This window comes from Kibdelosporangium banguiense, assembly GCF_017876405.1.
Classification (GTDB): domain Bacteria; phylum Actinomycetota; class Actinomycetes; order Mycobacteriales; family Pseudonocardiaceae; genus Kibdelosporangium; species Kibdelosporangium banguiense.
On sequence record NZ_JAGINW010000001.1, the window covers coordinates 3,921,129 to 3,946,245 of the forward strand.

A 25,117-nucleotide genomic window follows, 5' to 3' on the forward strand; every position below is an offset into this window, starting at 1 on the left:
AATCCTGACCGATCTGGCCAGGCCGGGCCGTGACGTCTGTCAGGAGAATCGGGCTGTGCACTCTTTGGCGTTGGTGTGGCCTATCCGGAAGGCCTCCACCCGGGCGAAGCCTGCTTTTACCGGGTTTCCGTTGATGTCGGCTGCGATCAGGCTTTTGCCCATGAGCATTTCGGCTACGGCTTCGTCCAGGTCTCCCGGTGATATCCTGAGGGGGTTTTCCTGGGTGCCGGGTTTTTCCGCCACTCTGGCCCAGGCTCCGGTAAGGCAGGCTGTTCTCAGGCCTGCTTTTTCGTCGTCCAGGGAGAGGCCTACCGATTTTTGCACTGCCATTGTGTAGCGGGAGGCTACTTCGGCGAAGGCGGCGAAGTCTCCGATCCCTACGCCATCTTCTCCTGGTTCTTGGTCGCGTTTCGGGGGTTTTGCTATTTCCGCCAGTTTTTTCAGGTCAAGGACCACTGAGTTGTCTTCCGGGCAGAAGGCGGCAGGCTCGGTGGCTTTTCCGTTCGGACAGCGGGAGCCGTTGTCCTTCAGCTGGGGCGGGGTCACTCCGCTCTGCTTGAAGGCTTCGTCCAGGCTTACCTTCAGTTTCCGGAGATTCTCCGCGTTCAGCGGCAGGTTTCCGCGGCCGGTGTCGTCTTCGGCGAACTTCTGCTCGCTGATTCGCTTGTCGATCTCTTCCTGGTCCATGCGGGCGCAGCGTTTCGGACCGTCGCTGAAGCCGACCTGGAAGCCGAAGACCCGATCCCAGGCCAGGCCGTGGGCGCCCTGTTTGTTCGCGTCCGTGCCCGCTGGGTCGCGGATGAAGAACATCGTCGCGAGCACCTTGTTGAGGCCCTCGCCGGTGGAGATCTGGAAACGCTTCGACTTTCCGTCCGCTATCCAGCGGAAAAAGGCGCCGGCATAACAGTCCGCCTGCTGCTCTTTGACGATCGTTTTTGTCGCCTGGGTGATTCCGCTTCGCCCGCCCAGTTTGAACTGGACTGCGTGGCCTGTTTCGTGCGCCAGCACGGTGACGATCGACATTTTGCCGAACTGCTTGCTCAGCTCGGGGAGCAGGACACCACGGTCCCAGGCAATACTGTCGTCGAGGCTGCAGTAGAAGGCGTTGACCAGGCCTGCCGTGTTCGTCTGGCACAGCTTGAGTGAATTGCCCTTGGAGTCGTACGACACGAGCCGCGCCAGCGGCGTGAATTTCTGCCCGTCGAAGTCGGCGGGCATTCGCTCGGTCCAGTACTCGTACAGATCCGCGAGCGCCGCGAGGGCGAGGGCGTCCATTGAACTGTTGTCGCCGTTCTCGGCCGACAAGTCGACTTGCGGAGCGCTCTGTTTGGGGCCGCTGGGCACTTCGTTGTCGTTGGTGACGCGCAGGCCCGCGACTGTGCCGGGGTCGACATCGCCTTCTGCTTTGGGAACGCCAGGGACTGCCTGTGCGCAGCTCACGAGCACCAACGCGACCGCGGCAAGCGCCAAAGTCAGATATGACCGCACGCCCGCACCCTACTGTGGGGGTCCTGAGGACACGCCGGAAACCGGGGACTCAGCCGAGCTTGCAACCGTCGAACCCGCCGACCACACCCGCTCGGAATGCCGTGACCCGCTCAAAACCGGTGGCAGGCGCCTTGCCTTCCACGTCACGCGCGGCGAAGTCGTACCCGAGCAACACCTGGACCGCCTCGTCGAGATCGCCGGGGGACAACGTGAAGCCGTTGTCGTTGCGGGCGAGCAGAAACCCGCTGTACGCGCCGGACACGCAGAGCGCGGATTTCTGCGCTTCCGGACCGGTGAGCGGTTTGCCCAGGACAGCCAGCACCGAAAGGCCGTAGCGGCTGCCGAGGATTGTCCCGGTCGACCAGTCGCCGATCTTGGTGTGCAACTCGGACAGCTTGCCCTTTGTCTGCACATCGATCTCACGCTGCTCGGGGCAATACGCGGCCGGGCCCTGGTCGCCCTTGGAGCATCGGGGGGCGGCGGTCACCTGTTGGAGTTTGGTGCCCGGCCATTGCTTGCCCAGTTTGGTCATCTCGGCCTGCAGGTACTTGCCCGCTTCGGTCTGGATGCCGTCGATCGCCTTGTCCAGGGTCAGGTTTCCGCCGCTGGCCTGGTCGTCCGCGGACAGGAAGCCGCGCTGGGTGAAGGTCCGGTTTTCCACGGTGATCTCCGAACACAGCTTCGCGCCCTTCTCGAAGCCGTCCTGGAAAGCCGACACGCGGTCGAACGCGTCGCCGTGCGCGCCCTCGGCGGTCTGAGACGTGCCGACCGGGTCACGGAACAGCACCATCGCCTCGAGCGCGGGGTCGAGCGCGTCACGGTCCAGCTGTAGCCGTGGGGCTTTGCCGTCGGACACCCAGCGCACGAACGAGCCCGCATAGCAGTCTGCCTGCGCTTCGAGCAGGATCGTGGGGAACCGCTGTGGGTTCGCGCGCTCTGCTGCCTGCGTCAAGCCTGCGCGGCGTTGCACGGCGTGCCCCATTTCGTGCGCGAGCACGAGCATGACGGAGGCCTCGCCGAACTTGTTCTTCAGCACCGGCAGCAACGCGACACGGTCCCACGCGATCACGTCGGCGGACGGGCAGTAGAACGCGTTGCCCTCCACGTCCGAGGCCTGGTCGGTGCACGGCGGCGCAGGCGAGTTCGCCTTGCTGGTGTCCACCGAGTAGTAGCCGCCGCGCAGCGGCTGGTACGGCTTGTTGTCGAACGTCTTGGGGAAGGTCTCCTCCCAGTACTTCTCGACGTCCTTGACCACGGTTCCGGCCAGCTTGTCGATCTCACCCCCGTCGGTGTTGTTGATGAACGACGGGTTGACCTCCTGGCCGGACTTGCCGGAGTCGATCACTCGTCCAGCAGCCAGCGGTCTGCCCGCGACTGTGGTCGTACACGCGGACAACACCAGGGCAAGTGCCACCACGGCACTGGCTACGCCGAATGACCGAGACACCCCTCAAGTGTGCCTGTTCGTCCGCGCCCACGGGGGCCCGAGCATGCGCTTGACCGATATCACCGCCCAAAAGTGCAGCTCAGGACGATCAAGGACGGAACTTTTCCAGGGCGCGGATCTTGTTCGTGGCGTCCAGCGCGGCCACTTTGTAGGCCTCGGAGAACGTCGGGTAGTTGAAAACAGCGTCCACGAGGTAGTCCACGGTGCCGCCGCAGCCCATCACGGCCTGGCCGATGTGCACCAGTTCGGTCGCCGCCGTGCCGAAAACGTGCACGCCGAGCAAGGTTCGGTCCGTTGTGGACACCAGGAGTTTGAGCATCCCGTAGGAGTCGCCGGCGATCTGACCTCGGGCAAGTTCGCGATAACGCGCCGTGCCGATCTCGTACGGCACCGAGGAAGTGGTCAGTTCGGCCTCGGTCGCGCCGCAGTACGAGATCTCCGGAATCGTATAGATACCGATAGGTTGCAGGGCCGCGAGTTCGTTCGTCGGCTCGCCGAAGGCGTGGTAGGCCGCCAGCCGGCCCTGGTCCATCGAAGTCGCGGCCAGTGCGGGGAAACCGATCACGTCGCCGACCGCGTAGATGTGATTCACCGAGGTCACGTAGTGCGGGCCGACCGCGAGGCGGCCGCGCTTGTCGGCCTCCAGCCCAGCCTTCTCCAGGTCGAGCTCGGAGGTCATGCCCTGCCGCCCGGCCGAGTACATCACCGCTTCGGCCGGGATCCGCTTGCCGCTGGCCAGAGTGGTGACCGTGCCGATCGAGTTCACCGCCACGTCGACGACCTTCTCGCCGAACCGGAACGTCACCGCCAGGTCCCGCAGGTGGAACTTCAGCGACTCGACGATCTCCGGATCGCAGAACTCCAGCATCTGCTCACGCTGCTCGACCACGGTCACCCGGCAGCCCAGCGCGGCGAACATGGACGCGTACTCGATGCCGATCACGCCCGCGCCGACCACGACCAGCGACGCCGGGATGGACTCCATCTGCAGGATCTCGTCGGAATCGAGCACCCGGGCCTGGTCGAAGTCGACCTCGCCGGGCCGGGCCGGCTTCGTGCCGGTGGCGATCACGATCTTGCCGCCGCTGATCGTGGTCCGTGACCGGCCCTCGATCGCCAGCGTGTGCGGGTCGACGAACTTCGCGATCCCGTCGATCACGTCGACGTGGTTACGCAGCAACTGCGCCCGCACGACCTCGACCTCGCGGCCGATCACGTGCTGCGTGCGCGCGAGCAGGTCGGCGATTGTGATGTCCTGCTTGACGCGATAACTCGCGCCATACAGCTCGCGCTGGCTCATGCCGGTCAGATAGAGCACGGCTTCGCGCAGAGTCTTGGACGGGATGGTGCCGGTGTTCACGCAGACGCCGCCGACCATGTCGTGTTTGTCCACGATGGCGACGCGTTTGCCCAGTTTGGCCGCGGCGATCGCGGCTTTTTGCCCGCCCGGCCCGGAACCGATGACGATCAGGTCATAGTCGTGCGCAGTCACGCCCCACAGCCTGCCTCATTTCGGTGCCGGGTGTGCCCCCAAAGTGGCTTTCGGAGCGCTGGATGCTCCCAACGTGGCTTTCGGGGCACCGCCGACATGTCCCCAATGTGGCGTTCGTGGCATCAGATGCCACCAACGCCACATTGGGGACACACAAAGTTCATCCGCAGGCAATCGTGGGGGCCGCCCAGTCGGCGTGGTCGGAGTTGATGTTGTCGCCGCCGTTGGTCACGACAAGGCGGAGCTGTTCGGCATTGGCCAACGAACCGGTCAATTGCTTGGCCGCGTCCGCGCCGGTCATGCGCCCGCTGTCGGCGATCTTGGTGCTGTCGGCGAACACTTGGAAGACCACCGAGCCGTTCGCGGTCTCGTCGTCGATGCCGACGCTCGACGAGAACGAACTACACGCCCCGCCCAGGTAGTAGGTGATCTCGCTGACCGCGTGCACGCCGAGGCCCTTGGCGTAGGTCGTGCCGTTGATCGTCAGCGTCCGGCCGTCCCCGCCGGCCTGCGTGTTGTTGCTGCGGTCCTTCTCGATCGGGCCCCAGCCGCTGGTCGCGGAGTCCCAGCCGAGGTCCGAGACCTGGTGCGTTCCGGCGGCCGGCGGGGTGCGGACGCCCTTGCTGACCCGGTACATCACGGTTCCGTGGGCCGGGACGGACGCGCTGATCGCGCCGGTTGTCGTCTGGGTCGACTTGGACCAGAGATCCTTGAGGTTGTAACTGGTGGACGATCCGATCCCGATCGCGGACGCCGTTGTGCTGATTGTCTGGGCGGAGGAGTTGTTGTTGAACAACACGACCGCGTAGTCCCCGTTGGACAGTTGCTTGGAGATCACGTACTTGTTGGACGACAACGAGATCTGCTTGCCCTGGATTCCCAGCGTGTCCTGGTCGACGGCGATGACGTCCTTGTTGAGCAGGGTGGTGAAGTTCTCGGTGTTCACCTTGCGTAGGTCCGCGCCGATCAGCAGCGGTGCCGCCATGATCGCCCACAGGCTGAAGTGCGAGCGGTACTCGGTCGCGGTCATGCCGCCGTTGCCGACCTCCAGCATGTCCGGGTCGTTCCACGCGCCGGGTTTGGCGTACTGCGCCAGTGGCAGGTTCTTCTTGAAGATGTCCACCATCTTGCTGTACGAGTCGTTGATGTCACCGGTGGTACGCCACAGGTTTCCGACGTTCTGCGCCCATTCCCACGGCTTGTTCTGGCCCCACTCGCAGATCGAGAACACGATCGGCCGTCCGGTCGCGGCCAGCGCGTCCCGCATCTTGGTGTAGCGCTGCTTGGCGTCCACACCCTGGTTGTTGCAGTTGTCGTACTTCAGGTAGTCCACGCCCCACGACGCGAACAGGTTGGCGTCCCGCTGTTCGTTGTTCAGCCCGCCAGGGAAACCCGCTGTGTTGCAGGTCTTTGTGCCCGCGCTGGTGTAGATCCCGAACTTCAGGCCCTTGGAGTGCACGTAGTCGGCGACGAACTTGATGCCACGCGGGAAGCGCACCGGGTCCGGCTCCAGGTTGCCCTGGGCGTTGCGGCTGGTCTTGGCCCAGCAGTCGTCGATGTTGACGTACTCGTAGCCGGCGTCCTTCAGGCCGCGCGAGACGAAGATGTCGGCCGTGTCCATGACCATCTTCTCGTTGAACTCGGCCCGGCAGTTGGTGGTGTTCCAGTTGTTGAACCCCATCGGAGGTGTCCGGGCGAGGCCGTTCTCCAAGGCCTGGGCGGGTACCGCCGCCACGGTGACGACGAGTGCGACCACAAACGCGGCCACAGTGGACAGTGCGGCCACGGCCGCCACGAGTTTTCTGGACACAGGTGGTGCTCCCTCGCAATAAGGCTAGGCCGGCAGGCCCCAGGGCTTGCCGGGGATCGTGATCGGGACTTCGTCGACGGTCAGGTCAGGCAGTGCCCCTTTCGGGTGCACGACGGCGGCAGCGTCCTTGCCGAGATCGATCTCGATCACGCCATCGGTGAGGTTTCGCCAGGTCACGGGTGTGCCGTCGGACGCGCTCACGGCGATGTCGCCGCCGATGCCGTGTTTGACCTTGCAGGGTTCACCGGCCTGGCTGGTGATCTTGACCCAGCTCGTCTTTCCGCCCTTGCGTACGGCGCTGAGCAGGAAAGCGCCTTGAGTGAGGAAGTTGTCCAGCGCGGCAGCCGGCCATTTGTCCGGCACGGCCGGGAAGACCCGGATCACTCCGCCCCAGCTCTGGCACAGCATGTCGTGAATGGACTGGGAGGCCGACAACGAGGTCTCGACGACCGGGCTGCCTTCCTTGTACATGGTGTTCTCTGTCGCGGGGTAACGAGTGCTCGTGTCGAAGAACTTCAGTAGATAGGTGAGCGCTTCGTTTCCGTTGCCCAGCAAGGCGAACATCGATGCGGCGCCGGTGTAGCTGTAGCCGCGGTGCGCGCCCTGGATGCTGTGCCAGTGTTTGACCGACTTCTCGATCAGCGTCCGGTTCGCCGTGGTGTCCGGGGTGACCAGATACAGCGGGTACACCATCAGCAGATGCGAGTAGTGCCGGTGCGACTTCTCGTACGGCACACCGGTGCCGATCATGTAACCCGTGCTGTCCACCGGATACGGCACGAGATCGCGCTGGACCTGGCGCCACTTCGAGGCCAGTGGGTCGTTCAGGCCGAGCTTGGTGTTGGTGTCCAGCAATACTTCCAGTGACCAGCGCAGCAACGACAGGTCGTAGTTGGCGTCCGGCGCGAGGCCGTACTCTGGGGAAAGCGTTTGCGGCAAGTGGAGTTTGTTGTCACTGCCGGTCTTGAGGAATCGCAGATAGTAGTTCGTCGATCTGCGCAGCAGGGGGAAGATCGTGTCCCTGAGCAGGGTCTCGTCCATCGAGTGCCGGTAGCTCAGCCACGCGTTGTGCAGGGTCCACGCGAGGTTGCCGACCTCACCGCTGCCGCTGTCGCCGGGACGCTGGACGTAACTGCCCTTGATCGTGCGCCGGTCGGTGCTGCGTCCGACACCGGCCGAGTCCGACTGGTACTCGGGCCGGACGTTCTTGATCAGGTTGGCTGTGTTGTCGTGCAACGTCTTGCTGATCGCGTCGAGCTCGAGATGGTTGGAGCCGTGGATCAGCCAGTACTCCAGCTGCACGTTCAGGTTCCACCACACCGCGGGCCAGCCGGTCTTCTCCAGCCATGGCCCGCAGGTGGCCATGACCGGCGCGTCCGCCCGCGTGCCGGACGCGATCTTGTACAGCTGCGCCCAGTGGAACGCCTGCAGCCGCTGGTCGGGGATGGAGAGGAAACTCTTCTGGTAGTACGCGTTCCACCAGGCCCGATGGCTGGTCCGCAGGGCCGCTTCGCCTGTGCTGACAGCGTTTTCAACAGTTGTTCGAGCTGTTGCTTCAGCTGTCTTGTCCGGGAACGAATGCGCGACGCTGAGATAGAGCGTGTCGCCGGCCTTCCGGTATGCGGTGGCGGTCTGCCCGTCCGCGACCAAGGGCTGCACCACGAGATTGACGTTCGCGGTGGTTTTCTTTGTGGGTGCGGGGTTTTCGGTGTACCCGGACGGCGGCGACTCGGACGCCGACTTCGGGCTGATGGCCTTCTCCTCGTGGAAGACCCATTTGACCTGTTCGGTTCCGGTCGCCGTCACGGTCGCGACCAGCACCGACTGCGTGGTGTGGATGAAGGCCCGCAGCCTCAGCGTGCCTTTGTTCGTGGTGACTGTGCCGGTCAACTCGGCGTTCCAGAGGTCGAGCCGCCAGTCCACGCCGCTGATCGTCCCAGCCGGTTCGAGCGTCAGCTGGCCTACCGGCAACCGGCACACGCCCCAGGCGCTGCCGAACTGGGGCCGGTAGTCCTGCACTTCGGCGTGCTGCGTGGTGAACCGGATCTGGTTCTTGCCGGGTTGCTTGTAGACCATCGTGCCAAGCCGGCCGTCACCCAGGAACGGGCCCTGCCACCAGTCGTTCGGCAGCTTTTTCCAGATCAGGTCCTGCTTCGCCATGAACGCGGGCCAGTCCAGCGCGGCCGGAACCGCCGCCTGCGCGGCGGAACCAGTTCCGGCCACCGTCGCGGCCGCGGCCGTTCCAGCGATGAAACCGCGCCGGGAAACATCCCAGCTCTGTTTGGGCATGCGCCGTCCCTTGACTCGTGAGCAGGTGCGGGGCGGCGGCAGTGCACCCGAGTTCATCACGAAAGTAGGCAGCCGGGCGAGTCGCGTCAAGAGGGATGGACTAGACCAACCAGGGCAAGTCCTCCGAGGTCTGGCCGGGCTACGTAGCGATACGTATTGCGACGCCCAACAGCCGGACCCGACGATGGGAAAACAACAAACCCTGTCGAATCGGGAGGAAATCCTTGCGAAGGCAGCTCAGGAACATCGCAATCGGCGTCGCCGCCGCCGCGGCCGCCGCATTGGCGATTCCGGCGGGATCGGCGGCTGCCGATCCGCCACCTGGCCGTAACTGCAATCCGAATATCGAGTCCGAGTGGTACGACATCATCTCCGCGCAGACAATGCCGACGGTGACCCATTTCCGGGGAATCACCATCGCACCGGGTACGACGGGTTCGCGCACCGAAACCCTGACCCAGGTCGACACCGTCACCACGTCGGTCAACCAGAGCACCGAGTTCAGCGCCGTCATCGGCACGAGCCTGTTCGCCAACGTGTCGGTCAAGGTCGGGTTCTCGGTGCAGCGCACCAAGTCCACAACGGACACTGTGCAGACCGCGATCACCTGGAACTTCAACCAGCCCGGGCAGTACGGCCTGTACAAGGGCACCCGCCGGGTGATGGGTGAGTGGTCCCGGTACATCTGCGGCAGGACCGGCAATTCCACCGGGGTCTGGGTCAACATCACCCCTGGCGGCCGGGGCAGCTTTGTGACCTTCGCCGATATCGAGGAAGGCACGGCGTCCTGCGCCCAGACTGAACCCCAGGGCACGTTGCGGGAAGCCGCGCGGCGCCGGATCGGATGCTGAGCGCAATGGCTGGAAACAAGACAATGCTGCGCAAACTCGGTGCCGTCGTCGCGATCGTGGTTTCGGCCTGCGCATTCCTCACGCCGACGGCGTCCGCGCAGATCACGATCAGACCGGCCGGCGTGGGCGGCGACATGAGCTGCGCTCCTGGCGCACAGCGGATCAAGACGGCGGACGGCTACGCGCTGCAGATCTCCCAGGAGTCGCCCAACCAGGGCAAAGTCGTTCAGCACTGGATCTGGGGCGGCGCCGAGCAGAAATGGCTGGTCTGCAAGACTGGCGGCTCGGATCCCAGTGCGCAGTACACATTCTGGAATGTGCACACCCGTAACTGCCTCGGTGCCTATGGCGCGGATCAGGGAGAAGGCGCCTATTTCACCGAGACCGAATGCGTGGCAGGCAGCCACCAGCGATTCTCCCGGTTCATCGATCCGCCGACCGGTCTGTTCCTGCTGCAGGTCTCCCATAGCGGGAAATTCATGAACATGCTGAACAACAGCAACGGCCCCAACACGATCATGGCTCAGTACACGGGCATGGCCAAGCTCTTCTCCTTCGCGCCTGCCTGACCGTTCACCAGGTGCGTGCCGGCGATGCAGGGCGCCGGCACGCACCTTGTCCTACTTACCGAAGATCAGAGCCGAGGCTTGCATACGGTTCGTCACGCCGAGCTTGTTGTAGACGTTCTCCAGGTGTTTCTCCACGGTCCGGGTGCTGATTCCCAGGACCTGTGCGGCTTGTGCGCTGGTCCGGCCGTTGGTCACCAACCACAGGACATCGGATTCGCGGGCGGTCAGATCCGCTTGCGGCACCGGCGGTGACTCGGTGCGAGTCTCGGACATCAGCAAAGCTGCCGAGGAACGATGTTTGTACAGCCGCACAGTCAGCTGACGCGATCCACGCCGCACGGTGTACGGCTCGGGAACGAGACCCTGTGTTGCAAGCCAGGAAGCCAGTTCCTCCGGCAGGACGTCGCCTTCCTTTGCCGTACGGCGGAAATAGGCCGTGAAGAGTAGTCGCGCGGCCTGGTTGGTGACGCTGATCTTGTCGAGCGGGCCGAGCAGCACTACGCCGTACGCGGTGTCGTCGATTCCTTCCAGTGCGGCCAAAGCGGTGTCGAACCACGAGGTGGCGGCCGCGGTGGCGACCAGATTGGCCAGAAACGGCTGCGCCATCCGGACGACCTGCTGCTCCGTATCGGTGAAATCCGCGTGCCCCCGGTTGAGCACGAGGATGTCCGACACGCCCGACTCTCCGCGCAACCGGCAGATCATCTGGTACGCGATGCCCAACGGCCGGTAGAAGTCCTGATATATCCCCAATCCCCGCAGCTCGCGGGCAGTGGCCACGTCGCTGAGCCGAAGCGCGTCGAGCTGTCCGGTCCGGTGGAAGTGCTGGAACAACGGGTGCCGCGGCACGTGCTGGACGAAGACTTCCTCGAAATCCCTGGTCACCCACGAGTCCGGCACCGAGACCTGCTCGCTTCGACCGGTGGTCTGGTCGATCGACTGGTAGGCCACGATGTCACCGCCGACGACCGCGGTCACGGTCGTCAGCACCTGGTGACGTACATCCGCCTCCGGCTGGCGCCCGGCTTCGTGCAACGCGCCGAGCAGCTTGGTCAGATCACTCGCCACTCTTGGAGAGTACGAGCCACACCACGCCTTGGGGAGGCAATTGCAGTACAGCGGAAGCCGGTCGGCCGTGCCACGGCTTCGCGGTGGCCTCGACGCCGCCGAGGTTGCCGACGCCTGATCCGCCGTACGCGGTGGCGTCGGTGTTGACGATCTCGCGCCAGTGCCCGGCTTTGGGCAGGCCGATGCGGTAGTCGTGGTGGGGCATGCCCGCGAAGTTGGCGACGCAGGCGACGACGTTGTCTCCGTCGGGGTCCTGGCGGAGGAAGCTCAGGACGTTGCCGGCGGCGTCGTTCGCGTCGATCCAGGAGAAGCCTTCGGGCGCGGTGTCGCCGGTGTACATCGCCGGGTTGTCGCGGTAGACCGAGTTCAGGTCGCCGACCAGTGCCTTGATTCCGGCGTGCAGCGGGTCGTCGAGCAGGTGCCAGTCCAGCGACCGGTTCTCCGACCATTCGTCGATCTGGCCGAACTCGCCGCCCATGAACAGCATCTGCTTGCCGGGGTGTGCCCACATGTAGGCCAGCAACGCTCGGACGCCCGCGGCTTTGTTCCAGTCGTCGCCGGGCATCCGGGTCCAGAGCGAGCCCTTGCCGTGCACGACCTCGTCATGGGACAACGGCAGGACGTAGTTCTCGCTCCAGGCATAGACGAGCGAGAACGTGATCTCGTTGTGGTGGTACGAGCGGTGCACGGGGTCGTGGCCCAGATAGTTGAGCGTGTCGTGCATCCAGCCCATGTTCCACTTGAAGCCGAACCCGAGGCCGCCCAGGTGCGTCGGCCTGGTCACGCCCGGCCACGCGGTCGACTCCTCGGCGATCATCATCGCGCCTGGGTGTCGCCTGTAGACAGTCGCGTTCAGCTCCTGCAGGAACCGCACGGCGTCCAGGTTCTCCCGGCCGCCGTGCTCGTTGGGCAGCCACTGGCCTTCCTGGCGGGAGTAGTCCAGGTAGAGCATCGAGGCGACCGCGTCCACGCGCAGGCCGTCGATGTGGAACTCCTCAAGCCAGTACAGCGCGTTGGCCACAAGGAAGTTACGGACCTCGTTGCGGCCGAAGTCGAACACGAGCGTGCCCCAGTCCGGGTGCTCGCCGCGGCGCGGGTCGGCGTGCTCGTAGAGCGGCTGGCCGTCGAACCGGGCCAGCGCCCAGGAGTCCTTGGGGAAGTGCGCGGGCACCCAGTCCATGATCACGCCGATGCCCCGCGAGTGCAGGTGGTCGACGAAGTACCGGAAGTCGTCCGGCGAGCCGAAGCGCGACATCGGCGCGTAGTACGACGTGACCTGGTAGCCCCACGACCCGCTGAACGGGTGCTGCGCCACCGGCATCAGTTCGACGTGCGTGAACCCCAGCTGACTGACGTAGTCGCCCAGCTGCTCGGCGAGCTCGCGGTAGCCCAGACCTGGCCGCCAGGACCCGAGGTGCACCTCGTACTTGCTGATCGGGCTACGCCACCACTGGGTCTTCTCACGCTGTTCGACCCATTCGTCGTCCTGCCACTCATAGTTCGAAGTGGACACGATGGAAGCGGTCGCGGGCGGCGGTTCGGCCGAGAACGCCAGCGGGTCGGCCTTCTCGTGCCAGCCGTTGTCCTTGCCGAGCATCCGGAACTTGTAGTGCGTGCCAGGCGGCAGGCCGGGCAGGAACAGCTCCCAGATGCCCGAGGAGCCGAGCGAGCGCATCGGGTTCGCCCGGCCGTCCCAGCCGTCGAACTCGCCACAGACCCTTACGCCGTGGGCGTTCGGCGCCCAGACCGCGAACGACGTGCCCTCGACCACGCCGGCAGGCGTGTCGTAGTTACGGACGTGCGCGCCGAGCACCGTCCACAGGCGCTCGTGCCTGCCCTCGGCGATCAGGTGCAGGTCGAGCTCACCCAGCGTGGGCAGCCAGCGGTACGGATCTTCGACCAGTTCGACCTTGTCGCCGTACGCCACCTCGAACAGGTACTCCGTCGGGGTCTGCGACAGCACGGCGGCGAACAGCCCGGGCGCGACCTCGTCCAGCTCCTGCTTGAGGTCACCGGCAAGCACCGTCACCGAGTTCGCCCCAGGCCGGTACGCCCGGACGACCGCGCCGGCCGGATGCGGATGCATCCCCAGCACCGAATGCGGGTCATGGTGTGAGCCGGCGAGCAGGCGGTCGAGATCCTCGGCCGGCGGGGCCGGGTCGAGTGGATTCACCAGGACATCCTAGTGGTCAGGCCGGCTGGGCGCAGATCACGTCAGGACGCGATCCGTGCGATCGACGCCAGCGGGATCTGGATCCAGTCGGGACGGTTGGCATGCTCGTAGAAGACTTCGTACACAGCCTTGTCCAGCTCCAAGGCGCGGAGCAGGACCTCGTGTTCACGGGGGTCGCCGTTGGGGGAGACCTCGGCGTACCCGTCGCAGAAGGCGCTGCGGTTTCGGCTGGTCCACTCGCGTGCGCGTACTTCCAGCTGGTGGTCTTCCGGCTGGCCGACGAGCAGCTGGTGAGCGGCGTAGTCGAACGACCGCAACATGCCGGCGACGTCCCGCAACGGGGATCGTGGCGCGCTGCGTTCGCTCACCGGTGCGGACGGCTCGCCCTCGAAGTCGATCAGGACCCAGCCGTTGACCGTCCGGAGGACCTGGCCCAGATGCAGGTCGCCGTGCACATGCTGGATCGGTACGCCGCCGTCCGCGCCGCGCGCCTCCTCGAACGCCTCGCGAAGAGCTTTCTCTTGCGGTGCAAGCGAAGGAACAGCTTCCAGGACTGCGTCCAGACGGCGGTGCATGGCGTTGACGGTCGCCTCGATCTCACCGGGTTCGACGGGGCGGCTGCCCAACGCCCGCGCCAGATCGGCGTGCACAGTGGCCACTGCCGCGCCGAGGCGGTGCGCCTCGCCGGCGAAGTCGCCGCCTACCTCGTCGGCGTGCAGATCGGCTTCGGCCATCAGGTCACGCACACTCGTGGTGGCCATCGCCCAGCCGTCCGCCGCGTCCGACAGGAACTCCTGCAGCATGCCCAGCGTCGGGCTGGCGCCCTCGTCGTCGGCGATCCAGCCGAGTGGTTGCGCGATGTGTTCGCAGCCAACCGAATGCAAGGCCCGATGGATCTGCAGATCCGGGTTCGGGCCCGTAGCCAGACGACGGAACAGCTTGAGGATGTACTGCTTGCCGTAGATCAGTGACGTGTTGCTCTGCTCGGTGGTGACAGCCCGGCCACGCAGGCCTTCGGTCAGCTTGACATCGCTTTCACGGTGGAAGCTGACCGGCCCGGCGTTCTGCCCGGCCGCGATCGCGTCGAGCAGGAACGCCATCAGCTCAGGGTCGGCGGTCGCCTCGTACCACTGACGGCCGTCGGCATCGACCCACACGCCGGACAGGTGCTCCGGCGGCGTCTCGCGGCTGCCCAGCAGCATCTGGTAGACCGACTTGCGGTCGTCCTGCACCACTTCGACCAGCGCGTGCTCCAGCCTGGGCTCGCCGGCCAGCAATGTCACCAGGCGCACCGCGCGAGCCGCTGAGACCGGCCGGTCCTTTCCGGCGAACCACCGCTGCCCAGGCAGCCATTGCGGTAGTTCGCCGGCGAGCATCCGCGCGAGCGCCTCAGTCATCCCTCGTCCACCGCCACGATCTCGAACCAGTAGAAGCCATGTCCCGGCAGGGTGAGCAGGTAGGACAGTTCACCGATCAACGGGAACCGCACGCCGCCGGTGAGCTCAACCGGTTGACGCCCTTCGTACTTCGAGAGATCCAGCTCCACCGGCTGCGGGAATCTCGAGAGGTTGTTCACGCAGAGCACCGTGTCGTCACCGAACCGGCGCAGATACGCCAGCACACTCGGATTGGACGAGCCGAGTTCGTCGAAATCGCCGAGCCCGAACGCCTGGTGCTGCTTGCGCACCTCAATCATCCGACGTGTCCAGTGCAGCAGCGATGACGTGTTATTCAGCTGTGACTCTACGTTGATCCCCTGATATCCATACACCGGGTCGGCGATCACCGGCAAGTAGATCCGCCCCGGATCGCACTGGGAGAACCCGCCGTTGCGGTCGGGAGTCCACTGCATCGGCGTGCGGACCGCGTCCCGGTCGCCGAGCCAGATGTTGTCTCCCATACCGATTTCGTCGCCGTAGTACAGAACAGGCGAGCCGGGCAGCGACAGCAGCATCGCGGTGAACAGCTCGAGCTGGTTGCGGTCGTTGTCCAACAGCGGGGCCAGCCGGCGCCGGATGCCGATGTTGGCCTTCATCCTCGGGTCTTTGGCGTACTCGGTGTACATGTAGTCGCGCTCGTCGTCGGTGACCATCTCGAGCGTCAGCTCGTCGTGGTTACGCAGGAAGATGCCCCACTGGCAGCCGTCGGGGATCTGCGGCGTCTGGGCGAGGATCTCCGAGATCGGGAAGCGGGACTCCCGGCGCACGGCCATGAAGATGCGCGGCATCAACGGGAAGTGGAACGCCATGTGGCACTCGTCCCCGCCGACCTGCGGATCGCCGAAGTACTCCACCACGTCCGACGGCCACTGGTTGGCCTCGGCAAGCAGCACCCGGCCGGGGTACTCGTCGTCGACGACCTTGCGGCAGCGGCGCAGGAACTCGTGCGTACGCGGCAGGTTCTCGCAGTTGGTGCCCTCCTCCTCGAAGAGGTAGGGCACCGCGTCCAGCCGGAAGCCGTCGATGCCGATGTCCAGCCAGAACCGCAGCACCTCCAGCATGGCCTCCTGCACCTCGGCGTTCTCGAAGTTGAGGTCCGGCTGGTGGGAGAAGAACCGGTGCCAGTAGAACTGGCCGCGCACCGGGTCGTAGGTCCAGTTCGACGTCTCGGTGTCGACGAAGATGATCCGCGCGTCCGGGTAGGCCTCGTTGGTGTCCGACCAGACGTAGTAGTCCCCGTACGGGCCTGCCGGGTCGTTGCGGGACGCCTGGAACCACGGGTGCGCGTCCGAGGTGTGGTTGAGCACCAGGTCGGTGATCACCCGGATGCCGCGGCGGTGTGCCTCGTTGAGCAGGTAGACAAAGTCCTCAACGGTGCCGAATTCGGGCAGCACCGCGCGGAAGTCGCTGATGTCGTAGCCGCCGTCGCGCAGCGGCGAGGCGTAGAACGGCGGCAGCCAGAGGCAGTCCACCCCGAGCCAGGCCAGATAGTCCATCTTGGACGCGAGGCCGCGTAGGTCGCCCGTGCCGTCACCGTCCGAATCGGTGAAAGCCCGGACCAGAACCTCATAGAAGACAGCGCTTTTGAACCAGTCAGGGTCACGGGGTACCAGCCGCGCCGATCGGAAGTCCTCGGCCTGCGGCTCGACCAGGTGACCGTCGGCAAGGACGGCTTCACCCGTATGCGGGACACCGTCCAGGCCCAACGCGGAGTCTGGACGGGATTCTTCCGGCATGCTCGCCACGTCTGCACCACTCGTTCACTCGAGACTCAACACTTTGGTGGTACCCCAAAGCGTGACTGTTCGAAACAGCGGCGATCAACAACGGCGGCTGTCCGGACGGCGAATGCTTCGGCGGTGTGCGGACTCTAGCTGGTCAACCGCCGGACGAGCGAATCACGGGTGGCTCTTTACTTTTCCAGTCCGCGGGCGACCGCGCGGACGAGATCGCCCCACTGTCGCTCGTCGTCCCGCACGCTCCGGTTCATCTCCAGATGGACGAAGACGGACTCCTGCTCAGCGGCCACTTTGCCCTGTTCATTGCTGGTGCCCTCGAGCCTGCCGCAGTCGCGTTCCCACGAGCGGCAAGTCTTCAGGCCTCTGTCGTCGATCCCGGCGGCGATCCGCCGGATCATCTCGCCGGCCTTGCCGGCGCCCGGCGAGATCACCACATCGGTGTCCGGCAGGCTGTCGTCGTGGAAGCCGTGTAGCTGCACCTGTGGAACGTCTCGCTCAGCGAGATCGGTGGCCACTGCATGGAACGCCGAGTCGGTGCGATGTGCCACGTCGCCGGCGCCGCGTTCGGCCCGGCGGTGTGTACCGGCGACGAGCAGTGCCGCTCCCGGCACCGCGCGGAACAGCGCCAACCCGATCCGCTCGGTACCGAGGTCGAAGTTCGGATGCGGCACCTCGACGGCCAGCCGCACCGGGCGGGAGAGATCGACCAGATAGAAGCCCCAGGCGCGTTCGGTACCCCGTTCGTTGACCACCAGCGCGTACTCCCGGCCAGTCGCGGGATCGGTGCCCATGGTCGGCGTGAATCCCAGCGGCCGCAGGGCATCGGCTTCGTGGGACCGATCGATGCGCGAGCTCTCGCCGAACAACGGGCTCAGCGCGGCGACGACATCCCTGCGCTCGCTCGCGGTCGGCGGCCGGTAGGGCGCTTCCGGCCGCAGCGTCGCTGCGAAACCCGTGAGCACGTCGCCGAGATCCAGCGAGGGCGGGGTGGGCTCCATGCTCGGCTGCTCTTGGCCATCGATACCCACCAGCACCCCCACAACTGCCACGAGTGCAACGGTGGCCGTGACGATGGGTATCCACTGCCGCGCACTTAACTTCATCGCCGCGCAGTGTAGAGGAATCCCGCGTTTTCCCGGCCGGATGAACCACTTCGCGCATGAGCCCGTATGCGTTATACGAAGCGCGCGCCACCGTAACCGACATTTCGGAGTGGCCTTGAGGATCTTCAGGAAAGGGCGCAACCGTACGGATCTGGAAGGGCAGCTGGCAGAAGGCGGTTTCCCCGCTGGGGTCGGCGTGCCTTCGACCGTCCTCGTTGCCCTGCTGATACTGCTCGCCGGATTCAGCGCACTGCATTTGCGCGAGCCGGCCGTGTCCGCACCGGAGGCGGTTGTCGAGTCCCAGCGGGCGCTTGTGCAGAGCATGGCCAGGTCCGTCGCGGCCACGGCCGGTCAGAACGTCGCGGACCTGCGTACTGCGGTCACGGTCTCGGATCCGGCGCGTGAACCTGCGGACCTGCTGGCCGCGGTGAACCAGAGCCAGCCCAAGTGGCAGGGCCTTTCCCTGCTGGAACGCGACACCGGCAAGCCGATCGCCACCCGCGGCGAGCCGATTCCGGCCCCGGATCCGCTCACCGACGCCATGATCACCCCGGTGGTCCGGGCGGACGGCGAGCTGTGGATGGTGGTCTCGGTCGTCCTGCCCGACGACTCGGGACGAGTGCTCGTGGCGGCCACGGCCTCAGGCATTCCCAGTGTCCCGCTGGACGCTGACCTGCGGCAAGGGCTGCTGCTGACCAACCAGAACAGCCAGATCATCGACCGCCGGGGCACGGTTCCCGCAGTCGACGACCAGCCCGCCCAGTCGCTGCTGGCCAGCGCGGCCGCAGCGGCCAGTGCCGGGCAGACCGGCAGTTACGTCGGCGAACCCGGTCTGGACGAGCGTGCCATGGTCGTGGCCTACGCACCCGTGGTCGACGCGCGAGGACTTTCCCTGCTCTCGGTCGTGCGTTCGCCGTTGGCCGAGGCCGGACCGACCCAGCAGGGAGTACGGCCCGCGCTTGCGCTGGTCATCGTCGCGCTGGCCGGATTCGGGCTGATCAGGATGGCTCTCGTCGGCCCGGTTCGGCGGTTGCGCGCGGACATGTTGCAGGTCGCGGGCGGGAACTTGGACCATCGGACCCGGCTGTCGCATTCGTCGGAGACGCGCCGGATCGCGGCGGCCGTCGAGTACTGCCGGGCGAGTTTTCGCGGCGACCCGGCCCCACGCGTGCGGCGCTGGCCGTTGTTGTCGGCCCGCATCGCGGTCTTTCTCGCCGCGCTTGGGGTGCTCGCCTGGTCAGGATGGGTTGCCCTGACAGTGGGTGCCGGCACTGCCCAGGTGCCTGACTCGGTGGTCAGCGGCCATCGAAGCCAGGTGGGCAACGCGGCCGAGACCATCCGCCGGACCGTCGGCGACGGGTTCACCGACCTGCAATCGGTCGCCAGGCTCAACGGCTCCCGAGACCCTGCCGTACTGCTGCCTGTTGTGCAGGAACTTGCTGGTCAGGAGCGGTTCCGCAGTGTGTACGTGATCGACCGGTCAGGGGTCGTGACCCCGACTTCCGCAGGCAGACCACCGTTGCGCGGGATCAACGTGCTGCCGGCTGACCCGGGCGTGCGGCTGCAGGACACCGCAGGCCGGGTGCCGGTTTTGTTCGCGCACGCGTTACTGCCTGGTGCGAACTTCACGCTGGTCGCGGAGTTCGACGTGGACCACCTCGCGGATTTGCTGAGGCGTGCCCCCGGCCGGGTCCGGCTGGTCGACTCGGAACTGCGCACGCTGGCCGCGACCGACGGCTTCGTCGCGTTCGAACAACTGCCTGGGCAGGACGCGCGGCGCGGCGTCGCCGAGGCGCTCTCGGGGCGGCCCGCCGCCAGGGTGGACGGCGCCGGCCGGGACCGGTCGGTGCTCGTGGCGCGGCCGGTCGAGGACCTGCCGTGGGCCATTGTCTCGCAAAAGCCGGTGAGTGAGCTGAGTCTGCCCGGCAACGAAGTACGGCGTGGAGCGATGCTCGTCGCGTTGATCGGCGGCCTGCTCGCGATATTGCTGTTCGGCTGGCACCACCTGGTGCTGATCAGGCCGCTTCGCCGGGTCGCGGCGGCGGGAAAGTTCACCGGCGTGATCTTCCCGGAGCGGCAGGACGAGATCGGAACCATCGCCTGTTGCCTGGAGATCTGCCGGCAGGCCCTGTCCGACGGAGTCGAACGACTCGGCGTGGCACGCCGCCCGAGAGGCGCGGCCACCGAGGACACCATGCAACTGCCCCGGATCACCGCTGATACCCGAGCCGAGGTCTGACGTGCTGTTCCTGTTCGTGGTCTTCACGACCGCATGTTTGTCCCTGCTGGTTCTGGGAGTGGTCGAGCAACGCCGCCACTACGCGAATCTGCGCCGCATCCCGACCCGTGTGCTCGTCAACGGAATTCGCGGCAAAAGCTCGATCACACGCCTCTGCGCGGGCGCTCTACGCGGAGGCGGCCTGGTGACCGTGGCCAAGACGACCGGCACTGCGGCCCGGTTCATCCACCCCGACGGCAGCGAGGAACCGGTGTACCGGAAATTCGGCATCGCCAATGTGGTCGAGCAGATCGGCATTGTCCGGCGTGCCTCCGCCTACCGTCCGGACGTGCTCACGATCGAGTGCATGGCCGTGCAGCCCGACCTGCAGGAGATCAACCAGCGCAAACTGATCCAGTCCACCATCGGTGTGCTCTGCAACGTCCGCGAGGACCACCTGGCCGAGATGGGCCCCACGCTGGACGACGTCGCCCGTTCGCTGAGCCGTTCGATGCCGGTCGGCGGCATCTGCGTGACCGCGGAACAGGAACGCCTGCACATCCTTCAGCAGGAGGCCAAGCGCCGTGACTGCAAGCTCATCGCGGTCGAGCCCGAGTCCGTGACCGACGAGCAGATGGCCGGCTTCAGCTGGATCACCTTCAAGGAGAACGTGGCGATCGCACTCGCGGTCGCGGATCTGCTTGGCGTGAACCGGCAGTCCGCGCTCGCCGGCATGTGGGACGCGGCCCCCGACCCAGGCGTGCTTTCCGTGCAGCGCTACCAGGCAGGCAGCCTCCACCTGCGGTTCGCGAACATCTTCGCGGCCAACGACCCCGAGTCGACCTTGATGAACATCGAACAGCTGCTGGGCAACAAGGCCATCGAACGCCCCCTGCACGTGGTGATCAACTGCCGGCCCGACCGAATCGAACGCAACGGCCAGATGGGCGCCCTGATCCCGCGCATCGACCCCGTCCGTGTAGTCCTGATCGGCGAACAGACCCGCAGCGCCCGAGCCGCGATCCCCACCTCATGGCAGGGCGAAGTCGTGGACCTCGGTGGCCGTCAGGACCCGGGCAAACTGCTGGCCGGCGTCCTCAACGCAATGGCGGGCACAGCCTCCCTGGTGACCATCGGCAACATTCACGGCCAGGGCGAGGTCCTCCTCGAACAACTGGCCACCCTCCAGCCCGCCGACCCCCAACAGCCAAGTGCCGGCCCTTCACTACCCCCGGAGCCTCAGCCCACCAGCGGATTTCTCCCCCCGACCGAGCCCTGGCCCGGCCCCTCGGCACAAGCCCAGCCCACCGGATTCCACTCGCCGGTCGAGTCCTGGCCCGGCGCCGAACTGCTGCAGTCCGTGGAACCGGGCACTGTTGCTCGAGTGCAGCCAGCAGGTCGTCGGTTGTCGTCGGAGTACTGGTTTGTCACAGGATCGCAGCCGGTCGAGCCCGAGGCTGTGAAACCCAAGCCTGCCAATGGTTCTCGGCCCAGTCCGGTGCCGCGGCGGTCTTCGGCGGTGCAGCGGACCATTCCGTTGCCGCGGAGGGTGGCGCCGCCTGGTGAAGGTGGGGTTCCCGATCCGGGGAGTGGGTCGTGATCGCGGGCGGGCTGCTCAGCGAGGTCGCGACGCTGGGGCTGGCGATCGGGCTGGTGTTCTCGCTTGTCTGCTATCTGGCCACGAATCTGTCGCCGGGCGGGATGATCACGCCCGGGTGGCTGGCGCTCACCATGGTCGAGGACTACCGGCGGGCCGCGATCATCGTGGTCACCACCGCGCTCACCTTCATCCTGACCAAGATTCTGCAGCGGGTGGTCATTCTTTACGGCAAGCGGTTGTTCGCCGCTGTCGTGCTGGCCGGGGTGTTGCTGCAGACATCGCTTTTCGTGCTGATTCAAAGCGATTATCCGTTGTTGTTCGCTCACCAGACGCTTGGGTTCGTCGTGCCCGGCCTGATCGCGTACCAGCTTGTGCGCCAACCACCGGTTGCCACTGTGCTGAGTACGACGGCGGTCAGTCTGGCCAGCTATGGAGTGTTGATCAGCGGCGTCCTGGTCGGCCTGGTGCCGACCACCTGACGAAAGGCAGGAAGTGACATGTCCAGAACCACCACGGCCATACGGGCAGGCGTCCTGCTCGGAGTCATCGGTGTGGCCGCCGGGGCCTTTGTCTACTTCGACCAGGAAACGCCGCCGCCCGCCCCGGTGGCCGGCGCCACCAGACAAAATGCCTTGCCCGAAAGCGTGAATGACGGTTACACGTTCGAGCGATTGGACAATCCGCCACGCACAGTCGTCCGTGACAGTCGCACGGTTGTTGCCGCCACGATGACCGATGGTGCCCGAACCGTCGTGATCACAGGGCCAAGTCGTACGTTCCGTGAGCCGAAAGCCACCACGGCCGATGTCACGACCAATGCCTGGGTACGGCTCGCGCCTCAGGCGTGGAAGCAAGGAGACGAGTCGGCGGACTGGTTGCGGCCATGGTTGACCAAGGCAATGAGCGACAAAAGCCCGGACGTGCTTGCCGTGGCGATGGAATACCTCGACGGCGCCGCCGAGCAGAAGAACGCCGAGGGGGTGCGGTTCCGTGGCGATGCCTCGTTCGGGCCGGTCGCGTCGACAGGCGCGGGCCGCCTCGAACGCTCGGATTTCTACGACTACCTAGGCGTGCCATGGACATTCGCGGACGGCACGCGAACAAAGCCCGACAGCAAGCACTACGGAGCTGTGGACTGCTCGGGCTTCGTGCGGCTGGTCTACGGCTACCGCATGGAGTACCCGCTGCTCGGCACGAACACCCGTGGCCCCGGCCTGCCTCGACGCGCGTACGCGATCGCCGCGTTTGGCCCAGGCGTCACGCCCGTACCCAATACAGGGCAGCGCAGCACCGCATACGACGCCCTGCAACCTGGTGACCTGGTCTTTTTCGAGGTCGAAGGCGGCGCGGACGAACTCGACCACGCCGGCATCTACCTCGGTGCCGACTCCGACGGCCGGCACCGGTTCATGTCCAGCCGTGAACGGATCAACGGCCCCACCCTCGGCGACGTGGGCGGAACATCACTGCTGGACGACGGCGGCATGTACTCCCGGGGCTTCCGGGCAGCCCGCCGGATTTAGCGCTGCACAGAAATGATGTGAGCGACCGCGTTCCACGGTTCCAGCCGGACGTAGTTCGCCTGGCCCCAGTCCCACGACTGGCCGGTGACCTCGTCACGCGCGGTGAACCGGTCGTGCCAGCGCATGCCGAGCGCCGGCATGTCCAGCCAGACCGTGGCCTCCTCGCCGGCGAACGGGTCGAGGCTGAGCACCACGAGCACGGTGTCGCCGGTCGCCGGGTCCACTTTGGAGTAAGCCAGGATCGCGTCGTTGTCCACACTGTGGAAGTGCAGCGTGCGCAACTGCTGCAACGCCGGGTGCGCGCGGCGGATCGAGTTGAGCTTGCGCAGCCACGGCTCCAGGGAACGGCCGTCGGCGAGCGCCTGCTCCCAGTCGCGGGGACGAAGTTCGTACTTCTCCGAGTTCAGGTACTCCTCGCTGCCTTCACGGACCGGCTCGTGCTCGAAGAGTTCGTAGCCCGAATAAACCCCCCATGTGGGGGAGAAGGTCGCGGCGAGCGCGGCGCGCAGCGCGAACATGCCCGGACCACCCTCCTGCAGCGAGGCGTGCAGGATGTCCGGCGTGTTCACGAACAGGTTCGGCCGCGCTTCGTGGGCGTGGTTCACCAGCTCGGTGCCGAAGTCGATCAGTTCCTGCTTGCCCACGCGCCAGGTGAAGTACGTGTACGACTGGGTGAATCCCAGCCGGGCGAGGCCGTAGAGCCGGGCCGGGCGGGTGAACGCCTCCGACAGGAACAGCACATCCGGGTGTGTCGCTTTGACCTGGGTGATCAGCCAGTGCCAGAAGTCCGGCGGCTTGGTGTGCGGGTTGTCCACCCGGAAGATCCGCACCCCGCTCTCGACCCAGTGCGTGACGACTCTGAGCACCTCGGCGTACAACCCGGCGGGGTCGTTGTCGAAGTTCAGCGGGTAGATGTCCTGATACTTCTTGGGCGGGTTCTCCGCGTACGCGATCGTCCCGTCCGGACGGGTGGTGAACCATTCCGGATGCTCGGCCACCCACGGGTGGTCGGGCGCGCACTGCAGCGCCAGGTCGAGTGCGACCTCCATCCCGAGCTCGTGGGTGCGGGCCACGAAGTCCTTGAAGTCGGAGAGCGAGCCCAGCTCCATGTGGATCGCGTCGTGCCCGCCGTCGGACGACCCGATCGCCCAGACCGAGCCGACGTCCTCCGGCACCGAGATGACACTGTTGTTGGGGCCCTTGCGGTTGACCCGGCCGATCGGGTGAATCGGCGGCAGGTAGACCACGTCGAAACCCATCGACGCGATCCGGTCGAGCTCGTTGGTGGCTGTGGTGAAGTTGCCGTGCACCGGCTTGCCGGACTCGTCCACACCGCCGGTGGAACGCGGGAAGAACTCGTACCAGGAGCCGAACAACGCGCGCTTGCGGTCCACCCAGATCCGGATTGTCTTGCCGCGCGTGACAAGTTCCCGGACCGGATGCGACGTCATGATCTTGTGGATCGGCTCCGACAGCGCCTCGGCGATCCGGGCGGGCAGCGGCCGTTCGGTGTCCCGCAGAGCCTGCGCGGCCGAGGCCAGCAGCCGCTTCTCACCGTTGCGGTTGGGCCGCCTGGAGACCCGCTCCAGCAGGCGGGCGCCGTTCTCCAGGTCGTTCCACAGCTCCTCGGCGGTCTGCGCGGCGCCGACCTTGACCTCGACGGCGTGCTTCCACGTCGACCACGGGTCGCTCCACGCGTCCACGCGGTACGTCCACAGGCCCTCGGTGTCCGGCACGATCGTCGACACGAACTGGTCCGGCTCGACCGGATGCGGCACCATCCGCGTCTGCCGGGCCACAGTGTCGGTCGGCCCGCGCCAGGCGACGGTGGCCGCGACCGCGTCATGACCTTCGCGCCACACCGTCGCCTGGATCGGAATGTGTTCTCCCACAACGGCTTTGACCGGATACCGGCCACAGTCGACAGTGGGTGTCACGTCATCGATGCCCAGGCGGCCGCTCACAGAGGCACTCCTCAAGTCCGGGTTCTGCCTCTAGTCTGCCGTGTCCGAGTGCTTATCACGTAACGGGGTTGGCCCGAACCCGCCGGTAAGCCCGGGTTAACCCGATGTTGACGAGGCGGGATCAGGCAAGATCACCTTCTCTCGGGTGTCCCGCCTGGAATCCACCGTGCCGGGAGGACAGCCGGCAGACGTACCCGGTCTCGCCGGGAACAAACGGTCCGTTCGGGCGAAGCATGCCCGTGCGGCCGGCGACCTGCGGACCGGAAGGTCTCATAACCTGTTTTTATCGGCCCACCAGGGGATGGGAACACCGGTTTTCCCGCCTGAAAGGGCCCTTCAAGATC

17 protein-coding genes are annotated in these 25,117 nt (G+C 66.0%); 6 read left to right on the forward strand and 11 right to left on the reverse strand.

Going from position 1 to position 25,117, the window contains the following annotated elements; translation table 11 throughout:
* Positions 1–39: 39 nt before the first annotated feature.
* The 5 genes from JOF56_RS18700 to JOF56_RS18720 all read right to left on the reverse strand — a co-directional run bounded on the left by JOF56_RS18700 (position 40) and on the right by JOF56_RS18720 (position 8,526).
* A complete protein-coding gene (locus tag JOF56_RS18700) occupies positions 40–1,488 on the reverse strand; it encodes a neutral zinc metallopeptidase (protein ID WP_209639694.1) in 1,449 nt (482 codons plus the stop codon).
* A gap of 49 nt (positions 1,489–1,537) precedes the next feature.
* Positions 1,538–2,935 (reverse strand): neutral zinc metallopeptidase, encoded by a 1,398-nt coding sequence (locus tag JOF56_RS18705; RefSeq protein ID WP_209639697.1) that lies wholly within the window; start codon positions 2,933–2,935, stop codon positions 1,538–1,540.
* A gap of 88 nt (positions 2,936–3,023) precedes the next feature.
* Positions 3,024–4,427, reverse strand: coding sequence for a Si-specific NAD(P)(+) transhydrogenase (sthA, locus tag JOF56_RS18710; protein ID WP_209639700.1), 1,404 nt, complete (start codon positions 4,425–4,427; stop codon positions 3,024–3,026).
* Positions 4,428–4,587: 160 nt separating this feature from the next.
* Complete coding sequence (locus tag JOF56_RS18715; protein ID WP_209648323.1) at positions 4,588–6,108, reverse strand: NPCBM/NEW2 domain-containing protein; 1,521 nt, start codon at positions 6,106–6,108, stop codon at positions 4,588–4,590.
* A gap of 153 nt (positions 6,109–6,261) precedes the next feature.
* Positions 6,262–8,526, reverse strand: a complete 2,265-nt coding sequence (locus JOF56_RS18720) for a glycosyl hydrolase family 95 catalytic domain-containing protein (RefSeq protein ID WP_209639704.1) — start codon at positions 8,524–8,526, stop codon at positions 6,262–6,264.
* Positions 8,527–8,750: 224 nt separating this feature from the next.
* Between JOF56_RS18720 and JOF56_RS18725 the strand changes: the two genes are divergently transcribed.
* Together JOF56_RS18725 and JOF56_RS18730 are read left to right on the forward strand one after the other, a co-directional pair.
* Positions 8,751–9,377 (forward strand): hypothetical protein, encoded by a 627-nt coding sequence (locus JOF56_RS18725; RefSeq protein ID WP_209639707.1) that lies wholly within the window; start codon positions 8,751–8,753, stop codon positions 9,375–9,377.
* 5 nt (positions 9,378–9,382) lie between these two features.
* Complete coding sequence (locus JOF56_RS18730; RefSeq protein WP_209639710.1) at positions 9,383–9,946, forward strand: RICIN domain-containing protein; 564 nt, start codon at positions 9,383–9,385, stop codon at positions 9,944–9,946.
* 51 nt (positions 9,947–9,997) lie between these two features.
* On the opposite strand, the gene JOF56_RS60160 is transcribed toward JOF56_RS18730, so the two are convergent.
* From JOF56_RS60160 to JOF56_RS18755, 5 genes are all read right to left on the reverse strand, one after another.
* Positions 9,998–11,014 carry a response regulator transcription factor gene (locus tag JOF56_RS60160; RefSeq protein WP_209639714.1) on the reverse strand — a complete coding sequence of 339 codons (1,017 nt, stop codon included), beginning with the start codon at positions 11,012–11,014 and terminating at the stop codon, positions 9,998–10,000.
* Positions 11,004–13,187 (reverse strand): 1,4-alpha-glucan branching protein GlgB, encoded by a 2,184-nt coding sequence (gene glgB / locus JOF56_RS18740; RefSeq protein WP_307855149.1) that lies wholly within the window; start codon positions 13,185–13,187, stop codon positions 11,004–11,006. Before glgB ends, JOF56_RS60160 begins: the two co-directional genes overlap by 11 nt.
* Before the next feature lie 41 nt (positions 13,188–13,228).
* Positions 13,229–14,584 carry a maltokinase N-terminal cap-like domain-containing protein gene (locus tag JOF56_RS18745; RefSeq protein WP_209639717.1) on the reverse strand — a complete coding sequence of 452 codons (1,356 nt, stop codon included), beginning with the start codon at positions 14,582–14,584 and terminating at the stop codon, positions 13,229–13,231.
* The gene (gene treS / locus JOF56_RS18750) at positions 14,581–16,362 is read right to left on the reverse strand and encodes a maltose alpha-D-glucosyltransferase (protein WP_209648325.1); all 1,782 of its coding nucleotides are present in this window, start codon (positions 16,360–16,362) and stop codon (positions 14,581–14,583) included. The genes JOF56_RS18745 and treS overlap by 4 nt, the downstream gene beginning before the upstream one ends.
* A gap of 176 nt (positions 16,363–16,538) precedes the next feature.
* Complete coding sequence (locus JOF56_RS18755) at positions 16,539–17,468, reverse strand: hypothetical protein (RefSeq protein WP_209639720.1); 930 nt, start codon at positions 17,466–17,468, stop codon at positions 16,539–16,541.
* Positions 17,469–17,583: 115 nt separating this feature from the next.
* Here JOF56_RS18755 and JOF56_RS18760 point away from each other — a divergent pair, with 115 nt between their 5' ends.
* Genes JOF56_RS18760 through JOF56_RS18775 form a run of 4 tightly spaced genes read left to right on the forward strand, consistent with a single transcriptional unit; the run spans position 17,584 to position 22,809 of the window.
* On the forward strand, positions 17,584–19,707 hold the full coding sequence (locus tag JOF56_RS18760; protein WP_209639723.1) for a cache domain-containing protein: 2,124 nt from the start codon (positions 17,584–17,586) through the stop codon (positions 19,705–19,707).
* A gap of 1 nt (position 19,708) precedes the next feature.
* Positions 19,709–21,286: a poly-gamma-glutamate synthase PgsB gene (pgsB, locus tag JOF56_RS18765; RefSeq protein WP_209639726.1), complete on the forward strand. Its 1,578-nt coding sequence runs from the start codon at positions 19,709–19,711 to the stop codon at positions 21,284–21,286.
* The gene (locus JOF56_RS18770; protein WP_209639729.1) at positions 21,283–21,765 is read left to right on the forward strand and encodes a poly-gamma-glutamate biosynthesis protein PgsC/CapC; all 483 of its coding nucleotides are present in this window, start codon (positions 21,283–21,285) and stop codon (positions 21,763–21,765) included. Before pgsB ends, JOF56_RS18770 begins: the two co-directional genes overlap by 4 nt.
* An 18-nt stretch (positions 21,766–21,783) precedes the next feature.
* Entirely contained in the window at positions 21,784–22,809 is a 1,026-nt protein-coding gene (locus JOF56_RS18775; RefSeq protein ID WP_209639732.1) for an NlpC/P60 family protein, read from the forward strand.
* Here JOF56_RS18775 and JOF56_RS18780 read toward each other — a convergent pair.
* Positions 22,806–24,773, reverse strand: coding sequence for an alpha-1,4-glucan--maltose-1-phosphate maltosyltransferase (locus tag JOF56_RS18780; RefSeq protein WP_209639735.1), 1,968 nt, complete (start codon positions 24,771–24,773; stop codon positions 22,806–22,808). The two genes, JOF56_RS18775 and JOF56_RS18780, sit on opposite strands and share 4 nt — an antisense overlap.
* Between the last annotated feature and the right edge of the window lie 344 nt (positions 24,774–25,117).

Excerpts from the sequence above, each read along its gene's own strand:
- JOF56_RS18715 (WP_209648323.1), bottom strand. The coding sequence starts at position 6,108 with ATGGGGTTCAACAACTGGAACACCACCAACTGCCGGGCCGAGTTCAAC.
- JOF56_RS18775 (WP_209639732.1), top strand. The coding sequence starts at position 21,784 with ATGTCCAGAACCACCACGGCCATACGGGCAGGCGTCCTGCTCGGAGTC.
- JOF56_RS18755 (WP_209639720.1), bottom strand. The coding sequence starts at position 17,468 with ATGAAGTTAAGTGCGCGGCAGTGGATACCCATCGTCACGGCCACCGTT.
- treS (WP_209648325.1), bottom strand. The coding sequence starts at position 16,362 with ATGCCGGAAGAATCCCGTCCAGACTCCGCGTTGGGCCTGGACGGTGTC.
- JOF56_RS18745 (WP_209639717.1), bottom strand. The coding sequence starts at position 14,584 with ATGACTGAGGCGCTCGCGCGGATGCTCGCCGGCGAACTACCGCAATGG.
- JOF56_RS18730 (WP_209639710.1), top strand. The coding sequence starts at position 9,383 with ATGGCTGGAAACAAGACAATGCTGCGCAAACTCGGTGCCGTCGTCGCG.
- JOF56_RS18720 (WP_209639704.1), bottom strand. The coding sequence starts at position 8,526 with ATGCCCAAACAGAGCTGGGATGTTTCCCGGCGCGGTTTCATCGCTGGA.